Here is a 17,124-nt window from a genome sequence, read left to right as displayed (position 1 = left end):
GGGTACATGGTGGGGTCCCCCGCCCCCCGGCCGGGCCCCCCCCCCCCCCGGGGGGGGGGGGGGGGGGGCGCCCCCCCCCCCCCCCCCCCGCGGCCCGACTGTCGGCGCGGTGGTGGGACACGGCCCCTCCGGGCCCGTCGGCTCAGGGCCGGGCGGCCGGTGACGCTGCTGTTCCGCCACCCGAAAAAATTCCGGTTTCCGCGCGACGGACCGCCCGCCCCTCCCCGTAGAGCAGGTGTCGGAGCTGCTCCACGGCTGAAGGGTGAACCGGATGGGTGTCGAGATCTGTGTGGAAGGACTGACGAAGTCCTTCGGCCACCAGGTCATCTGGCAGGACGTCTCACTGACACTGCCCGCCGGGGAGATCTCGGTCATGCTCGGCCCCTCGGGCACGGGCAAGTCGGTGTTCCTCAAGACGCTCGTCGGGCTGCTGAAGCCCGACCGGGGGTCGATCGTGATCGCCGGCCGTGACATCACCGAGCTGCGCGAGCACGACCTGTACGAGGTACGGAAGCTCTTCGGCGTCCTCTTCCAGGACGGCGCGCTGTTCGGGTCGATGAACCTGTACGACAACATCGCCTTCCCGCTGCGCGAACACACCCGCAAGCCGGAGAGCGAGGTCCGGCGGATCGTCCTCGAGAAGATGGACATGGTCGGGCTGATCGGCGCCGAGGAGAAGCTGCCCGGCGAGATATCCGGCGGTATGCGCAAGCGGGCCGGTCTGGCCCGGGCGCTGGTCCTCGATCCGGAGATCATCCTCTTCGACGAGCCGGACTCGGGGCTCGACCCGGTGCGGGTGGCGTACCTGAACCAGCTGATCGTCGACCTCAACGCCCAGATCGACGCGACCTTCCTGATCGTCACGCACGACATCGCCTCCGCCCGCCAGGTGCCGGACAACATCGGGCTGTTGTTCCGCCGCGAGCTGGTGATGTTCGGGCCCCGCGAAAAGCTGCTGACGAGCGACGAACCGGTCGTACGGCAGTTCCTGGGCGGCCGGATGCAGGGGCCGATCGGCATGGCGGAGGAGAAGGACGCCGCGCAGGTCGCGCAGGAGCTGGCCGAGATCGACGACGACGGCGGGGAGACGCTGATGACACCCCGGCTGCTGCCCACCTCCGGGGTCGAACGCCCGCCCCGCTGGGAGGCGATCGCCCAGCGGGAGCAGGAGCGGCGGCAGCAGAAGGACGAGCGGGGGGCGACCGCCAAGTGAGCCTCTCCCCCATCGGCGCCCTGCGGCAGTCCGGCAGCCTCTTCGCCATGGCCCTGGACGTGGCTCGCACGCTCCCCCGGCGGCCGTTCCAGCTGCGTGAGTTCATCCAGCAGTCCTGGTTCATCGCGAGCGTGACCATCCTGCCGACCGCCCTGGTCTCCATCCCGTTCGGCGCGGTCATCGCCCTCCAGATCGGCAGCCTCACCCGGCAGCTCGGCGCCCAGTCGTTCTCCGGCGCCGCCTCCGTGCTCGCCGTGCTGCGCGAGGCGTCGCCGATCGTCACCGCGCTGCTGATCGCGGGCGCGGGCGGCACGGCGATCTGCGCCGACCTCGGGGCGCGCAAGATCCGCGAGGAGATCGACGCGATGCAGGTGCTGGGCATCGATCCCATTCACCGGCTGGTGGTCCCCAGGGTCCTGGCGTCGATGCTCGTGGCGGTCCTCCTCAACGGCCTCGTCTCGGTCGTGGGCGTCGCGGGCGGCTACTTCTTCAACGTCGTGCTCCAGAACGGCACGCCCGGCGCGTACCTCGCCTCCTTCACCTCCCTCGCGCAGATCTCCGACCTGTGGGTGGCCGAGATCAAGGCCCTGGTCTTCGGCGCGATCTCGGCGATCGTCGCCTCGTACAAGGGGCTGACGGCCAAGGGCGGGCCGAAGGGCGTCGGCGACGCCGTGAACCAGTCCGTGGTGATCACCTTCATGTTGCTGTTCGTGACGAACTTCGTGATGACCGCCGTGTACTTCCAAGTCGTTCCGCAGAGGGGGTGACGAAGCATGGCCCTGTTGCACCGCCTGGAGGAGCTGGGCGCCCAACTCGTCTTCTACGGCCGCTCACTGGCCTGGACCGGGCGCACCCTGCGCCGCTACAAGAAGGAGACCCTGCGGCTGCTGGCCGAGGTGAGCTTCGGCCGGGGCGCGCTCGCGGTGGTCGGCGGCACGGTCGGCGTCATCGCGTTCCTGTCGTTCTTCACCGGCACGGAGGTGGGACTCCAGGGGTACGCGGCGCTCAACCAGCTCGGCACGTCGAACTTCGTGGCGTTCCTCTCCGCGTACTTCAACACCCGGGAGATCGCGCCGCTGGTGGCCGGGCTCGCGCTGTCGGCGACCGTGGGGGCCGGGTTCACCGCCCAGCTCGGCGCGATGCGGATCAGCGAGGAGACGGACGCGCTGGAGGTGATGGGCGTCCCGTCCCTCCCGTTCCTGGTGACGACCCGGATGATCGCCGGTTTCGTGGCGGTGATCCCGCTGTACGTGGTCGGGCTGCTGTCCTCGTACTTCGCCGCCCGCACCATCACCACTGGCTACTACGGCCAGTCGGCGGGCACGTACGACCACTACTTCCAGCAGTACCTGCCACCGGTGGACGTGTTGTGGTCCTTCGGCAAGGTGATCGTCTTCGCCGTCGTGATCATCCTGGTGCACTGCTACTACGGCTACTACGCGAGCGGTGGCCCGGCCGGTGTCGGCGTCGCGGTGGGCCGGGGCGTGCGGACGTCCATCGTCGCCATCAACGTCCTGGACTTCTTCCTCAGCCTGGCGATCTGGGGCGCCAGCACGACCGTACGGATTGCGGGGTAGGGGCCGATGCGCACACCTGTGAAACTGCGGCTGTACGGGGTTGTTTTCGTCGTCGCCCTCGCCCTGCTGCTGTCGCTGTCCGTCGCCGTCTACCAGCAGGTGTTCACCTCCGTCGTACGGATCACGCTGGAGGCCGGCACGCTCGGCAACCAGCTGGAGCCACGCGCCGACGTGAAGCTGCGCGGGCTGCTGGTCGGCGAGGTGCGCGAGGTGCGGGCGGACGGTGAGAAGGCCACCCTCGACATCGCGCTGAAGCCGGAGCACGTTTCGCGCATCCCGGTCGATGTGCGGGCGCGGCTGCTGCCCAAGACGCTGTTCGGCGAGAAGTACGTCGACCTCGTCGCCCCTCCCGGCTCCACGGCGCGCCCCATCCGTGCCGGGGACGTCATCAGCCAGGACCGCACCACGGTCGGCATGGAGGTGCAGCAGTTGATGAACGACCTGCTGCCGCTGCTGCGGACGGTGAAGCCCGCCGAGCTCAACGCCACGCTCTCCGCGTTCGCCACCGCCCTGGAAGGCCGTGGCGACCGGATCGGCGACAACCTCGTACGCGTCGAGGACTACCTGAGCCGGCTGAACCCCCACATGCCGTCCATCAAGGAGAACATCTCCCGGTTCGCCGATGTGGCCGAGGTGTACGGGGACGCCGCGCCCGATCTGATGAAGATCCTGCGCAACACCGTCACCACCAGCCGCACCATCGTCGAGAAGCAGGACCAGCTGGCCGCCCTGTTCACCTCCACGGCGACCATGTCCCGCACCGCCGACGGCTTCCTCGACGACAACGGCGAACGGCTCATCACGCTGGGCCGTGTCTCCCGGCCCACGCTGGCCCTGTTCGCCCGGTACGCGCCGGAGTACCCGTGCCTCCTCAAGGGCCTGGTGAGGCAGGAAGAGGCGGCGGAAGAGACCTTCAGAGGCGGAAAGATGCGCATCACCCTGGAAATCGTCCGTCCCCGCCCGGGCTACGAGCCGGGCGAGGAGCCGCGCTACGCGGAGCGGTCGGGACCGAACTGCAGAGGGCTGCCGGGCCCCGGCGTCCCGGCCGGGCACACCAAGCTGGACGACGGCACGCGCGACGTGACGGCCGGCGGCCACCCGGTCGCACACCAGTCGTCCGCCACGGCGGCCGAGCAGCGGGCCGTGGGTTCGCTCGTCGCGCCCGTCATGGGCGTACCGGCCGACGAGGTGCCGGCGGTGGCCACGCTGCTGTTCGGGCCGATGGCCCGGGGCACGGCGGTGAGCGTCGCATGAGCCGTACGAAGAGCGCGCGGAGCACCGCGGCACCGCTGATCAAGTTCGGCCTCTTCGCAGTGGTGACGGTCCTCGCGACCACGCTGCTCGCGGCCACCATCGTGAGCATCTCCTTCACCCCGGAACACACCTACAAGGCCGTCTTCAGCGATGTGACCAGCCTGGAGGAGGGCGACGACATCCGGGTGGCGGGCGTGCGGGTCGGTGAGGTGGAGGAGATCGCCATCAAGGACCGGACGCTGGCGGAGGTCACCTTCACGGTCACCGAGGACCGGCCACTGCTCGCCGGCACCGGTGCGGTCATCCGGTACCGCAGCCTGGTCGGGCAGCGGTACATCGCGCTGACGGAAGGCGCGGGCGACGGCACCCGGCTGCCGCCCGGCGGGACGATCCCGTTGTCGCGCACCCAGCCCGCCCTCGACCTGAACGCGCTGCTGAACGGCTTCAAGCCGCTGTTCGCCGCGCTCAGCCCCAAGGACGTCAACCAGCTCGCCACCGAGATCGTCAAGACGCTCCAGGGCGAGGGCGGCACGGTCAACAGCCTCCTCGCGCACACCGCGTCCCTGACCACCACGCTCGCCGACCGGGACCAGCTGATCGGTTCGGTCATCGACAACCTCAACACGGTGCTGGCGACGCTCGACCAGCGCGGAGCCCGCTTCTCGGGGCTGATCGAGCAGCTCCAGCGGGTGATCTCGGGGCTGTCGGCCGACCGCAAGCCCATCGGGGAGTCGCTGGTGAACATCAACAACCTGACGGAGGCCACCTCCGGCCTCCTGGAGGACGCCCGGCCGCCGCTGAAGGCCGACATCGCCGAGCTGACCGAGCTGACCGGAACGCTGAACAAGAACGAGAAGACCGTGGAGGGCGTGCTGAAGCGGCTGCCGAACAAGCTCGAGAAGCTGACGAGGACCGCCTCGTACGGCTCCTGGTTCAACTTCTACCTCTGCGACTTCGACGGCCGGATCGTCCTGCCGAAGACCGAGGAAGTCATCACCCCCGAGCTCCACGTCGCCCGGGCGAGGTGCGCATGAAACCCCGTACGGAACCCCGCGTGAAACCCCGCATGATCCCCTTCCGCGACCGGAACCCGGTGACCATCGGGGCCATCGGCCTGACGACCCTCGCGCTGCTGACCGCCGCCGCGTTCAACGCCGACAGCCTGCCGCTGATCGGCGACGGCGACACGTACAGCGCGGCCTTCTCCGAGGCGGGCGGGCTCAAACCGGGCGACGAGGTGCGGATCGCCGGGGTGAAGGTCGGCAAGGTCGACGAGGTGGACCTGGACGGCGACCACGTCAAGGTGGTCTTCCGGGTCAAGGGCGATCCCGCGTTCGGTACGAGAACGGGAGCGGCGATCCGCATCAAGACGATCCTGGGCGCCAAGTACCTGTCGCTGGAGCCCAAGGGCCCGGGGCAGCTGAAGCCGGGCAGTGAGATACCGCTGAACCGGACGACACCCGCGTACGACGTCGTGACGGCCTTCAGCGACCTGACCACCACGACCGAGCAGGTCGACACCGAGCAGCTGGCGACGGCCCTGGACACCATCTCGACGACGTTCGAGGACTCCCCCGCCGAGGTGCGGGCCTCCATCCAGGGCCTGTCGAGGATCTCCCGTACGGTCGCCTCCCGCGACCAGGCGCTGCGGGAACTCCTCGCCCACGCCAAGGGGGTCAGCGGGGTGCTCGCCCAGCGGTCGGGCGAGTTCCAGGCGCTGGTCAAGGACGGCGACAAGCTGTTCACCGAGATCGCGAACCGGCGGGCGGCGATCCACGCGCTGCTCAAGAGCTCGGCGACGCTGGGGATCCAGCTGTCCGGCCTGGTCAAGGACAACAGCAAGGAGATCGGGCCGGCGCTCAAGGGCCTCAACCAGGTGGTGGCGATGCTCGAACGCAACCAGGCGAGCCTCGACCGCTCGATCAAGCTGATGGCCCCGTACGTCCGGGTCTTCACCAACACCCTCGGCAACGGCCGCTGGTTCGACAGCTACATCCAGAACATGGTCGCCGCCCCGGTGGTCCCGCGCACGGGAGGTACGTCATGAAGGCCGTGAAGGCCATGAAGGCCATGAACGTCGGGAAGGCCGTGAAGGCGGTGAAGGCCGTGGACGCCGGGAAGGCACGCCGGCTGATCGCCACCGCCGTCGCCCTCGCGGTCGTCGCCACGGGCGCCGTGGTGCTGTGGCCCGAGTCGGAGCCCGTCCGCGTCACCGCGTACTTCCCGCGTACGGTCGGCATCTACCCGGGTTCCGACGTGCGGGTGCTGGGGGTGCGGATCGGCGAGGTCAAGGAGATCACCCCGCAGGGGAAACGGGTCCGGGTGACGCTGGAGTACGACTCCGGGCGCGACGTCCCGGCGGACGCCAAGGCGGCCATCATCAACTCGTCCGTCGTCAGCGACCGTTACGTCCAGCTGCTGCCGGTGTACAAGGGCGGCGCGCGGATGCGCGACGGCGACGTCATCCCGGAGCACAGGACGGCCGTGCCGGTCGAGCTGGACCGGGTCTTCGACAGCCTGCACACCACGTCGGAGGCGCTCGGCCCGCGCGGCGCGAACGAGGACGGCTCGCTCTCCCGGCTGCTGGGCGTGAGCGCGGACAACCTCGAAGGGCAGGGGGAGAACCTGCACCGGACGGTGGAGGACCTGTCCCTGGCGGTGACGACGCTGTCCGACGGGCGGCAGGACCTGTTCGGGACGGTCCGCAACCTCCAGGTGTTCACGGCGGCGCTGGCCGCCGACGACAAGAGCGTCCGGGGGTTCAACGACAGCCTGGCGAAGGTGGCCGAGCAGCTCGCCGGGGAGCGCAAGGACCTGGCGGCCGCGCTGCGGCACCTGGGTGTGGCACTGGCGGACGTGGCCGAGTTCGTACGCACCAACAAGAAGTCACTGTCGTCGAACGTGAAGGGGCTCGCCGAGGTCACCAAGGTGCTGGTGACCCAGCGCGCCGCGCTGGCGGAGGTGCTGGAGGTGGCACCGACCGGGCTGTCGAACCTCCAGAACGCCTACAACCCGTCCTCCGGGACCCTCGACACCCGCAACAACCCCGACCAGCCGCAGGATCCGGCCTCGTTGCTGTGCTCGCTGCTCAGTACCACGGGTGAGGCGAAGGCGGCGGACTGCAAGGAGCTGAAGAAGCTGTTCGCTTCCCTTCCCGAGCTCGGGTCGCCACCGGCCGCGCCGGCCCCCGGGACCGGCCCGGTCGACCGGACGCTGGGCGGAATTCTGGAGGAGGACGCATGAGGGGCCTCCGTAGGACCGCGGTGGTGTGGTCGGCGGCCGGTTCGATCCTGGTGACGGGCTGCTCGGGCGGCGGCTTCGACGGGCTGTACGACGTCGGGCTGCCGGGCGGCGCGGCCGCCGACGGCAACGCGTACCGGGTGACGGTCGAGTTCCGGGACGTCCTGGACCTGGTGCCGCAGTCGGCGGTGAAGGTGAACAACGTGACCGTGGGCGCGGTCGAGAAGGTGGAGCTGGACGGCTGGCACGCGCGGGTGCGGCTGCGGATCGCCGACTCGGTGAAGCTGCCGGGCAACGCGGTCGCCGAGCTGCGGCAGACCAGCATGCTCGGTGAGAAGTACGTGGCGCTGTCGGCGCCCGTGGACGCGGCGCCGGCCGGGCGGCTGAAGGACGGGGCGCGTATCCCGCTGTCCCGCAGCGGCCGCAACCCGGAGATCGAGGAGGTGCTGTCCGCGCTGTCCGCCCTGCTCAACGGCGGCGGGGTCGCCCAGCTGAAGACGATCACCACGGAGCTGAACAAGGCCCTGGAGGGGCGGGAGAACCGGGTCAAGTCGCTGCTGGGCGAACTGGACACCTTCATCGGCGGGCTGGACTCGCAGCGTACGGAGATCGTCCGTGCCCTGAGCGGCATCGACCGGCTCTCCAAGCGGCTGGCGGCGGAGAAGAAGACGATCACGTCCGCCCTCGACACCGTACCGCCGGCGCTGAAGGTGCTGGCGGACCAGCGGCGCAAGCTGACGGCGATGCTGACGTCCCTGTCGGCGCTGAGCACGACCGGCACGAAGGTGATCAACGCGTCGCGCGCCGACGTGGTCGCCAATCTGCGCGCCCTGCGGCCGATCCTGGAACAGCTGAACAAGGCGGGCGACGATCTGCCGAACGCGCTGGAGCTGCTGACGACGTATCCGTTCCCGCGCAACGTGGTGGGCGCGATCAAGGGCGACTACGTCAACCTCAAGGTCACCGCCGACCTGGATCTGGCGAGCATCTACGGCAACCTCCGCGACGAGCCGGCGAAGCCCGGGGCCCCGGCGGTCCCCGGTCTGCCGGAGACGCCGGGGCTGCCGGAGGTGCCGGAGGTGCCCGTGCCGGAGGTTCCGGGGGCCCCAGGGGTCCCGGAGACCCCGGACGTCCCGGGCGTGCCGGAGCCGGCTCCGCTGCCGACGGCGCCTTCCCGGCCTGCGGACGACGGCGATCCGCTCTGCCCGCCGGTGTGCACGGTGGCGCACACGTCCGCCGGGGACCAGGACGGTTTCCCGCCCGGTGCCGATGCCGCCCTCGCGGAGCTGATGCTGAAGGGGATGCTGCTGTGATCACCCGTACGGTCAAGGCCCAGCTCCTCGCCTTCGCCACCGTGACCGCCGTGGGCGTGTCGTACGTCGGCGCCGAGTACACGGGGCTGGTCGACGCCCTGCTCGACCGCGGCTACACCGTCGAGGCCGACTTCGCCGACTCCGGGGGCGTCTTCAAGGGCGCCGAGGTCACCTATCGCGGGGTGCCGGTGGGCCGGGTCGGCGAGCTGCGGCTCACGGACGGCGACGGGGTGCGGGTGGTCCTGGACATCGAGGACGGGACACGCGTCCCGGCGGACACGCTGGCGGTGGTGGCGAACCGGTCGGCGGTCGGTGAGCAGTACGTCGACCTCCAGCCGCGCGGAGTCGGCGGCCCGTACCTGCGGGACGGCTCGACGATCCCCCGCCGCGACACCCGGGTCCCGCTGCCCGCGACGGATCTGATCGTCAGCCTGGACCGGCTGGTGAACTCCGTCGGCAAGGACGACCTCCGGATCACGGTGGACGAACTGGGGAAGGCCTTCGCGGGCACCGGCCCGGAGCTGAGCAGGCTGGTGGACTCGGGGAACCTGCTCGTCGAGTCGGCGTCCGACTCGCTCCCGCAGACCGTGTCGCTGATCGAGGACTCGCGCACGGTCCTCAAGACGCAGGCCGACAAGGGGTCGGCGATCACGTCCTTCTCGCGGGACCTGGCGGCGCTCACCGCCGAGCTGAAGTCGAGCGACGGCGACATCCGGCGGCTGATCGGCGCCGGGGCCCCGGCCGCCCAGGAGGTGAACTCGCTGCTGACGACCACCAGGCCCCACCTGCCCGTCCTGCTCGGCAACCTGATCAGCGGCGGCCAGATCACGGTGGCCCGGCTGCCCGGGGTGGAGCAGGCCCTGGTCACCTTCCCCGTGGTGGTGGCGGGCAGCTACACCGTGATCCCCGGCGACGGCACCACCCACTTCGGGCTGGTCGCCGGCCAGGACGACCCGCCGCCGTGCCGTCAGGGGTACGGGACGCAGCGCCGGGACCCGGCGGACACCTCCGACCGGCCGGCCAACACCGGCGCGCGCTGCACGGCCCCGCGCGGCGCCGCCACCTCCGTACGCGGCGCCCAGAACGCGCCCGGCCCCTCCGGGGGCTCCCGTTCCGGCAGGGGCGCCGACCCGGCCGCGTACATCACCCCGTACGACCCGGAGACCGGCACGACGGCCGGGCCGGACGGAAGGCTCGTCGAGATCGGCTCGACGGGCGGCGAACAGAGTGTGTTCGGAAAGGACTCGTGGCAATGGCTGCTCGTCGGACCGATGGCATGAAAGGCCTGCCGTTCGCCCGTGCGACACGGCGCCTGAGGGAGGCCGCCCGGCGCGGCAGGGCGATGCCCGCGGCGCTGGCCGTGGCGACCGCCGTGGTGACGGTCGTGTCCGGGTGGCTGAGCCTCCAGGTGTACGAGCAGCGCGCCGACGAGCAGCGGCGCCAGGACATCCTGGCCGCCGCCCGGCAGTCGGCGCTCAACTTCACCTCGCTCGACTACCGGCATTACGACCGGGACAGCGCGAACGTGCTGAAGGGCGCCACCGGGGACTTCAAGGAGCAGTTCGCGGCGCAGACCGCGGAGCTGACGAAGCTGGTGGCCGCGAACAAGTCGGTGTCCGAGGGCCAGGTGCTGGAGGCGGGCATCACGCGCGCCGACGAGCGCACCGCCCGCGTCCTGGTGGTCGCCGACAGCAGGGTCACCAACACCGCCGCCCCGCAGGGGCAGGCGCGTAACTACCGGCTCCAGCTCGATCTCGTGCACGAGGGCGGGCGCTGGCTGACGTCCGACGTCGAGTTCGTCGGCTGAAAGGACACACGTGATGGCGAACACGAGCCTTCGGGGCCGGGGCGGCGCGGGCTCCCCCGCCCGCCGCTCCCTGTCCGCGGCCGCCCGGGCGGCGGCCAAGCGCACCGAGCGCGCGGGAGAGCCGGTAAAGGGTGTGGTGGCGGGCCGCACCCTCCGCCCGGAGGACCCCCCTGCGGGGGCCGAGGCGCCGGAACCGGACTGGGAGGCCCCGGACTGGGAGGGGCCGGGCCGGCCGGACGCGGACGCGGACGTGGACCGGGACCGGACCCCGGACGCGGGCCGGGACCCGGAAGAGACGGACGACCCGGACGCGGACCGGGACCCGGAGGGAGCGGACGACCCGGACGCGGACGCGTCGCCCGCCCGCGCCGGCGCTCCCGGGCGGCGGCGTGGCGTGGTGTGCGCCGTGCTGGCGTTGCTGGTCGTGCTGGGGCTGGTCGCGGTGGCCGTGCTGGCGCTGGAGCACCGGGACGGGCGCGCCGCCGAGCGGGCGCGGGCCGAGGCGGCCGAGGCGGCGCGGAAGGCGGCGCCCGTCGTCCTGTCGTACGACCACCGGCACCTGGACCGGGACTTCGCGGCGGCCCGGGCGCACCTCACCGGCTCGTTCCGTGACGAGTACCGGCGGACGACCACCAGCGTGGTGGCGCCGACCGCCCGGAAGTACCGGGGCGTGGTCCGGGCGACGGTGGTGGCGCCGCCGGGCGGCGGTGAGCCGGCCGTGTCGGTGGTGTCGGCGTCGCCGGACCGGGCGGTCGTGCTGCTCTTCGTCAACCAGGTCACCACGAGCACCCAGGTGTCAGGGCCCCGCGTCGACCTGAACCGGGTGCGGATGACCCTCGCGCGCACCTCCGGCGGCTGGAAGGTGAGCGCCGTGGACGCGTTGTAGCAGCTTGTGGCGGTGTACAAGCCGCCGAGGCGCCTTTCGGGCCATCGCCCGGAAGGCGCCTTTTTTGTGGCCCGTTTTGCGGGCCACTCTTGACAGCCCTCCCCCACTCCAGGCAATCTTCCGTTAAGCAGAAACGAACTTCCGCAATACGGAAGGAGCGCCGAACCCCTCATGGGATACACGGACCAGCGCTTCAATGTGAACCTGTCGATCCTCTTCACCGAGCTCCCGCTCCTGGAGCGTCCCGCGGCTGCCGCCGCGGCGGGCTTCTCCGCGGTCGAGCTGTGGTGGCCGTGGATCGAGACGCCGACGCCCGACCAGAGCGAGCTCGACGCCCTCAAGAAGGCTCTGGACGACGCCGGCACCCAGCTGGTCGGCCTGAACTTCTACGCCGGGCAGCTGCCCGGCCCCGACCGCGGCGCCCTGTCCGTCCCCGGTGAGGAGTCGGACCGATTCCGCGCCAACATCGACGTGGCCGCGGACTTCGCCGCCTCCGTCGGCTGCAAGGCGCTCAACGCCCTGTACGGCAACCGTGTCGACGGTGTCGACCCGGCCGCCCAGGACGAGCTCGCCCTGGAGAACCTGGTCCTGGCGGCCCGCGCGGCCGACCGGATCGGCGCGATCCTCCTCATCGAGGCGCTGAACAAGCCGGAGTCGCCGCGCTACCCGCTGGTGAGCGCCCCGGCCGCGATCGAGGTCGTCGACAAGGTGAACGCGGCCACGGGTCTTGGCAACGCCAAGTTCCTGCTGGACCTGTACCACCTGTCGATGAACGGCGAGGACCTGCCCGAGGTCATCGAGAAGTACACCGCCAAGACCGGTCACGTCCAGATCGCCGACAACCCGGGCCGTGGCGCGCCGGGCACCGGCGACCTCGACCTCGCCGGCCTGCTCGACCGCCTGAAGAAGGCCGGTTACGAGGGCTGGGTCGGCCTGGAGTACAAGGCCGGCGACCGCCCGAGCGCCGAGAGCTTCGAGTGGCTTCCGCGGCCGCAGCGCGCGGCCAACTGACTTCACGTACAACAGCTTTGAGAGAGGTACCCTCATGAGCACGCTCCCCAAGATCGCGTGGATCGGTCTCGGCATCATGGGTTCGCCCATGTCCGAGAACCTGCTGAAGGCCGGCTACTCGGTCACCGGCTACACGCTGGAGCAGGACAAGCTGGACCGGCTGGCGAAGGCCGGCGGCACGGCCGCGAAGTCGATCGCCGAGGCGGTCGCCGACGCGGACGTGGTGATCACCATGGTTCCCGCGTCCCCGCAGGTCGAGGCCATCGCGTACGGCCCCGAGGGCATCCTCGAGAACGCCAAGCAGGGCGCCCTGCTGATCGACATGTCGTCGATCACCCCGCAGACCTCGGTGGACCTGGCCAAGAACGCCGCCGAGAAGGGCATCCGCGTCCTCGACGCCCCGGTGTCCGGTGGTGAGGCCGGCGCGATCGAGGCCGTCCTGTCCATCATGGTGGGCGGCGAGCAGGCGGACTTCGACGCGGCGCTGCCGATCCTCGAGGCGCTGGGCAAGACCATCGTCCTGTGCGGTCCGCACGGCTCCGGCCAGACGGTGAAGGCCGCCAACCAGCTGATCGTCGCCGTCAACATCCAGGCGTGCGCCGAGGCCGTGGTCTTCCTGGAGAAGTCCGGCGTGGACCTCAAGGCGGCGCTGGACGTCCTCAACGGCGGCCTGGCCGGCTCGACCGTCCTGACCCGCAAGAAGGACAACTTCCTGAACCGGGACTTCGCCCCCGGCTTCCGGATCGACCTGCACCACAAGGACATGGGCATCGTCACCGACGCCGCCCGCAATGTCGGTGCCGCGCTGCCGGTCGGCGCCGTGGTCGCCCAGCTGGTCGCCTCCCTGCGCGCGCAGGGTGACGGCGGCCTGGACCACTCCGCGCTGCTGCGCGCGGTCGAGCGCCTCTCCGGCTCGCAGGTCTGAGCCCTTCCGGCTCCCCAGATTTCCGGGCGGCGTCGTCGCTGACACCTGTCCTGTCGCGCCCAGGCGACGGCGCCGTCCGGAACACCACAGCTTCACTTTCAACAAACTGTTGACGTGAGCTCGGGGGCGTACTTACGCTCCTCGCACCGCCAGCAGCTCCCGTACGTATCGGAAGGTCACGATGTCGAAGCGCGTGCTTACGACCGAGTCCGGCGCCCCAGTCGCCGACAACCAGAACTCCGCCACCGCCGGCGTCGGTGGCCCGCTCCTCCTCCAGGACCAGCACCTGCTGGAGAAGCTCGCCCGCTTCAACCGTGAGCGCATCCCGGAGCGTGTGGTGCACGCCCGTGGTTCCGGTGCGTACGGCTACTTCGAGGTCACCGACGACGTCACCGCCTACACCAAGGCGAACTTCCTGGGTGAGGTCGGCAAGCGCACGGACCTGTTCATCCGCTTCTCGACCGTCGCCGACTCGCTGGGCGGCGCGGACGCGGTCCGCGACCCGCGCGGCTTCGCGGTGAAGTTCTACACCGAAGAGGGCAACTACGACCTCGTCGGCAACAACACCCCGGTGTTCTTCATCAAGGACCCGATCAAGTTCCCCGACTTCATCCACTCGCAGAAGCGCGACCCGTTCACGGGCAAGCAGGAGCCGGACAACGTCTGGGACTTCTGGGCGCACGCCCCCGAGGCGACGCACCAGATCACCTGGCTGATGGGCGACCGCGGCATCCCGGCCTCGTACCGCCACATGAACGGCTACGGCTCGCACACCTACCAGTGGACGAACGCCCAGGGTGAGGCCTTCTTCGTCAAGTACCACTTCAAGACGAACCAGGGCATCCGCTGCCTGTCGTCCGAGCAGGCCGCCGAGGTCGTCGGCAAGGACGCCAACTCGCACCAGACCGACCTGCTCCAGGCCATCGAGCGCGGTGTGAACCCCTCGTGGACCCTGTACGTGCAGATCATGCCGGCGCACGAGGCGGCGGACTACCGCTTCAACCCGTTCGACCTCACCAAGGTGTGGCCGCACGCCGACTACCCGCTGCAGCGCGTGGGCCGCATGGTCCTCGACCGCAACCCGGACAACGTCTTCGCCGAGGTCGAGCAGGCCGCGTTCTCGCCGAACAACTTCGTTCCCGGCATCGGCCCCTCCCCGGACAAGATGCTCCAGGGCCGCCTCTTCGCCTACGCGGACGCCCACCGCTACCGCCTCGGTGTCAACCACACCCAGCTGCCGGTGAACGCCCCCAAGGCGACCGTCGCCGACAACTACGGCCGCGACGGCTTCATGGCCACCCGCAACGGCTCGCGCCACGACAAGAACTACGAGCCCAACTCGTACTCCGGCCCGGCCCAGACCGACGCGGCGCTCTCCGCCCCGCTGGCCGTCGCCGGCTACACGGGCACCCACGCGGCCCCGCTCCACGTGAAGGACGACGACTTCTTCCAGGCGGGCGAGCTGTACCGCCTGATGTCGGAGGAGGAGAAGTCCCGCCTCGTCGCCAACATCGCCGGCGGCCTGTCCCAGGTCTCCCGCGAGGACGTCATCGAGAAGAACCTCGCCCACTTCCACGCCGCCGACCCGGACTACGGCAAGCGCGTCGAGGAAGCGGTCCGCGCGCTGCGCGAGGACTGACCCCTTCCGGCGACACCAGACCGCGTACGGCTTCCGACGGGAGGTCGGCAGCCGTACGCAGTCCGCACCGCGGGCCCGGATGAGGGGTGGCCAACGGTACGGACAGCGTGAGGACCGCGGCGGCGAGCGTGCCAGTGCGGTGGTAAGGAGCCCCGGCCCCCTTCTTGACCTGAAGGAAGGCCCGGCCGGAACTCCGTCGCCGCCGCCGCGGTCCCAGCGCCATCACCTCCCCCTGGACCCCCGTCCGGCGGCGCGAACGTCCTGTCGCGCCAGCCTCGTGCCGTCGGACGGCTACAACTTCACATCAACAGAAAAAGCCGGAGCGCGGAGTTGGGGTTTACGGTCCCCCAACTCCGCGCTCTTCGTTGTGCCGCTCAGGCGGGGGAACTCGCCGTTCTGCGCATGGGTTTCGCGCTCGTGCTGACCGCCGAAGAGATCACCGACCGGCTGACCTCAGCCGCCCCGGCCACCTCAGCGACAGAGGACGCGGAACGGGCAGACGTTGCCTGACGCGGCACTGGTGCCCGGGCCGGCCGGGGCTCCGAGGCGAGGGGACGCCGATCGCGTCGTTCCCCAACACGCGGCAATCCGGCGAACTCCCCACGCACCGTGGGTCCGCAGCGGTACGTTCACCATCCCCCACACCACTGCCGCTGCCACCGCCGCACCGAGGGGAAACCGTGAATCATCAGCCGCCCTCCGGCCACCATTCTCATCCGCCCCAGCCGGGTCAGTACGTCCCGTACCCGCCGCCGCCGCCGAGGAAGCGCCTCGGCACCGGCGCGATCGTCGCCATCACCCTGGGCAGCGTGTTCGCCGCCCTCATAGTCCTCGGCGCGCTCGTCGGCGGTAGCGAGGACACCGGGAGGAAGGACGTCACCTCCGTTGGCTCGCGCGAGCCGGACGCCAAGCCCGCCGAGAAGCCGGCAGCCCCGGAGAAGGCCGAGGAGAAACCGGTGGAGGTCACGGCGAAGAGGACGGCCTTCAGTCCGAGTGTCCTCCACGACGGTGGCACGTACACCAGCGTCTCGGTCACCGTCACCAATCGCGGCGGCAAGACCATCGACATCAACCCGCTGTACTTCAGCATCACTGACACCACGGGCAGCAAGCACACCGCCGAGTTGGGCGTGGACGAGCGGCAGATGGACACGGTCGACCTTGCACCCGGGGAGAAGATCACCGGCGTGATCACCGGTGAGGGAGCGTTCGCCCCGAAGTACGTGACGTACGTCGATGGCCTCCTCGGTGACGGTACGCGCGGCGACGTGTCCTGAACCGTGAGCATGGCGGACTTGTGCGGACGCGGTGGCGACGACGAGAAACCAGGACGCCCAGCACGGGCAAGCAGCCGGCCGACTGTCAGTGCCACGCCGTACCGTGAACCATGTCCCAACAGCACGCTGATGGCTGCTGCGTGCTGGTGCTACCGAAGCCCGCCCCACCGGAACAGCGCCCGGTGGGGCGGGACGCCCACCACGCCGGCTCGGCGCACCCGGACGCCGCGACCCGGCTGAACCACCGCGGCCTCCGCTGCCGCCGTGCTCGCCGCCGCCACAGGTGGAGCCGCCCGCGGCCGGGCGAGGGAGGCTCTCGCCGGGCTGGTGGGCCTGCTGGTCGGTGCCGGAGCGGTGGGGTCGGCCTGGACGATCACACGCGGCCACACGCGGCCGTAGCGCCGAGCGACCCGAAGTGTTCACCCTGACAGGCAAGTTCCACCCGGGCGCGTCGGAGCTGACCCTCGGCGTCTGCGAGTTCGCCGTGGCCGTCGAAAACCTCCCCAAGGGGGAGACCTTCCATCAGGTGGAGCTCTCGCACCGGGGCAGGGCCGAGCTGTCCGGCGAGGAGGCCGGGTCGGGCCGCTTGGGCGCGTCCCTCGGCGACCGCCACCGGCCGCCGGCACCAGGCGGGTCTCCGGCGGCCCGGCGGCCCGGTACTCACCCGGCCGCGCCCTCGCTAGCCGGAGGACGGGTCGATCAGTTTGTCCAGCGCCCTCCTGACCGCCTCGTACGCCGCTGCCGACATCTCGTCCGGTGCCTGCTGCTCCTGTCGTCGTGCCCAGTCCCGGGTGACCCGGATCCGGCGGAGCAGTTCGTCCGCATCCACAACCTCTGCCATGGGGGCCGGGTACCCCGATTCGGCGACCCTGCGCATGGATGTTGGTTACTCACGGTGGGTAGGACCATCACGGGACGTACATGAACCGCGTACCTGTCAAGAGCTCCGGGAAGGGGGGCCATGGCGTGGTATCCCGCTGCG

The 17,124-nt window shown here is 70.6% G+C and carries 16 protein-coding genes; 15 read left to right on the top strand and 1 reads right to left on the bottom strand.

Annotated features, from left to right (window positions below; genetic code table 11):
- The first annotated feature begins 271 nt into the window (after positions 1-271).
- The 15 genes from ABT360_RS28655 (at position 272) to ABT360_RS28585 (ending at position 16,142) form a co-directional block, all read left to right on the top strand.
- Positions 272-1,213 (top strand): ABC transporter ATP-binding protein, encoded by a 942-nt coding sequence (locus ABT360_RS28655; RefSeq protein ID WP_351822590.1) that lies wholly within the window; start codon positions 272-274, stop codon positions 1,211-1,213.
- On the top strand, positions 1,210-1,980 hold the full coding sequence (locus tag ABT360_RS28650; RefSeq protein WP_351822587.1) for an MlaE family ABC transporter permease: 771 nt from the start codon (positions 1,210-1,212) through the stop codon (positions 1,978-1,980). The genes ABT360_RS28655 and ABT360_RS28650 overlap by 4 nt, the downstream gene beginning before the upstream one ends.
- 6 nt (positions 1,981-1,986) lie before the next feature.
- Positions 1,987-2,790, top strand: a complete 804-nt coding sequence (locus tag ABT360_RS28645) for an MlaE family ABC transporter permease (RefSeq protein WP_351822585.1) — start codon at positions 1,987-1,989, stop codon at positions 2,788-2,790.
- A gap of 6 nt (positions 2,791-2,796) precedes the next feature.
- Entirely contained in the window at positions 2,797-4,044 is a 1,248-nt protein-coding gene (locus tag ABT360_RS28640) for an MCE family protein (RefSeq protein WP_351822583.1), read from the top strand.
- Positions 4,041-5,078, top strand: a complete 1,038-nt coding sequence (locus ABT360_RS28635; protein WP_351822581.1) for an MCE family protein — start codon at positions 4,041-4,043, stop codon at positions 5,076-5,078. The genes ABT360_RS28640 and ABT360_RS28635 overlap by 4 nt, the downstream gene beginning before the upstream one ends.
- Before the next feature lie 32 nt (positions 5,079-5,110).
- Complete coding sequence (locus ABT360_RS28630; RefSeq protein ID WP_351822599.1) at positions 5,111-6,091, top strand: MCE family protein; 981 nt, start codon at positions 5,111-5,113, stop codon at positions 6,089-6,091.
- Positions 6,092-6,177: 86 nt separating this feature from the next.
- Complete coding sequence (locus tag ABT360_RS28625) at positions 6,178-7,287, top strand: MCE family protein (protein WP_351822596.1); 1,110 nt, start codon at positions 6,178-6,180, stop codon at positions 7,285-7,287.
- Complete coding sequence (locus ABT360_RS28620) at positions 7,284-8,597, top strand: MCE family protein (RefSeq protein WP_351822578.1); 1,314 nt, start codon at positions 7,284-7,286, stop codon at positions 8,595-8,597. Before ABT360_RS28625 ends, ABT360_RS28620 begins: the two co-directional genes overlap by 4 nt.
- Entirely contained in the window at positions 8,594-9,877 is a 1,284-nt protein-coding gene (locus tag ABT360_RS28615) for an MlaD family protein (protein ID WP_351822575.1), read from the top strand. The genes ABT360_RS28620 and ABT360_RS28615 overlap by 4 nt, the downstream gene beginning before the upstream one ends.
- Positions 9,850-10,404, top strand: coding sequence for a hypothetical protein (locus ABT360_RS28610; protein ID WP_444852340.1), 555 nt, complete (start codon positions 9,850-9,852; stop codon positions 10,402-10,404). The genes ABT360_RS28615 and ABT360_RS28610 overlap by 28 nt, the downstream gene beginning before the upstream one ends.
- Before the next feature lie 13 nt (positions 10,405-10,417).
- Positions 10,418-11,290 (top strand): hypothetical protein, encoded by an 873-nt coding sequence (locus ABT360_RS28605; protein ID WP_351822572.1) that lies wholly within the window; start codon positions 10,418-10,420, stop codon positions 11,288-11,290.
- A gap of 171 nt (positions 11,291-11,461) precedes the next feature.
- Positions 11,462-12,301: a TIM barrel protein gene (locus ABT360_RS28600; protein ID WP_351822569.1), complete on the top strand. Its 840-nt coding sequence runs from the start codon at positions 11,462-11,464 to the stop codon at positions 12,299-12,301.
- A gap of 34 nt (positions 12,302-12,335) precedes the next feature.
- A complete protein-coding gene (locus ABT360_RS28595) occupies positions 12,336-13,226 on the top strand; it encodes a 2-hydroxy-3-oxopropionate reductase (protein WP_351822566.1) in 891 nt (296 codons plus the stop codon).
- A 181-nt stretch (positions 13,227-13,407) separates the two neighbouring features.
- Entirely contained in the window at positions 13,408-14,865 is a 1,458-nt protein-coding gene (locus ABT360_RS28590) for a catalase (protein ID WP_351822563.1), read from the top strand.
- Between the two features lie 680 nt (positions 14,866-15,545).
- Positions 15,546-16,142: a DUF4352 domain-containing protein gene (locus tag ABT360_RS28585; RefSeq protein WP_351822560.1), complete on the top strand. Its 597-nt coding sequence runs from the start codon at positions 15,546-15,548 to the stop codon at positions 16,140-16,142.
- A 679-nt stretch (positions 16,143-16,821) separates the two neighbouring features.
- Here the strand turns inward: ABT360_RS28585 and ABT360_RS28580 are convergent.
- The gene (locus tag ABT360_RS28580) at positions 16,822-16,983 is read right to left on the bottom strand and encodes a hypothetical protein (protein ID WP_351822558.1); all 162 of its coding nucleotides are present in this window, start codon (positions 16,981-16,983) and stop codon (positions 16,822-16,824) included.
- Positions 16,984-17,124: the final 141 nt, after the last annotated feature.

Source organism: Streptomyces sp. NPDC000229 (genome assembly GCF_040300825.1).
GTDB lineage: Bacteria > Actinomycetota > Actinomycetes > Streptomycetales > Streptomycetaceae > Streptomyces.
The sequence above is the reverse complement of the archived record's forward strand: the minus strand, read 5'-3'. Positions and strand labels throughout refer to the sequence as shown.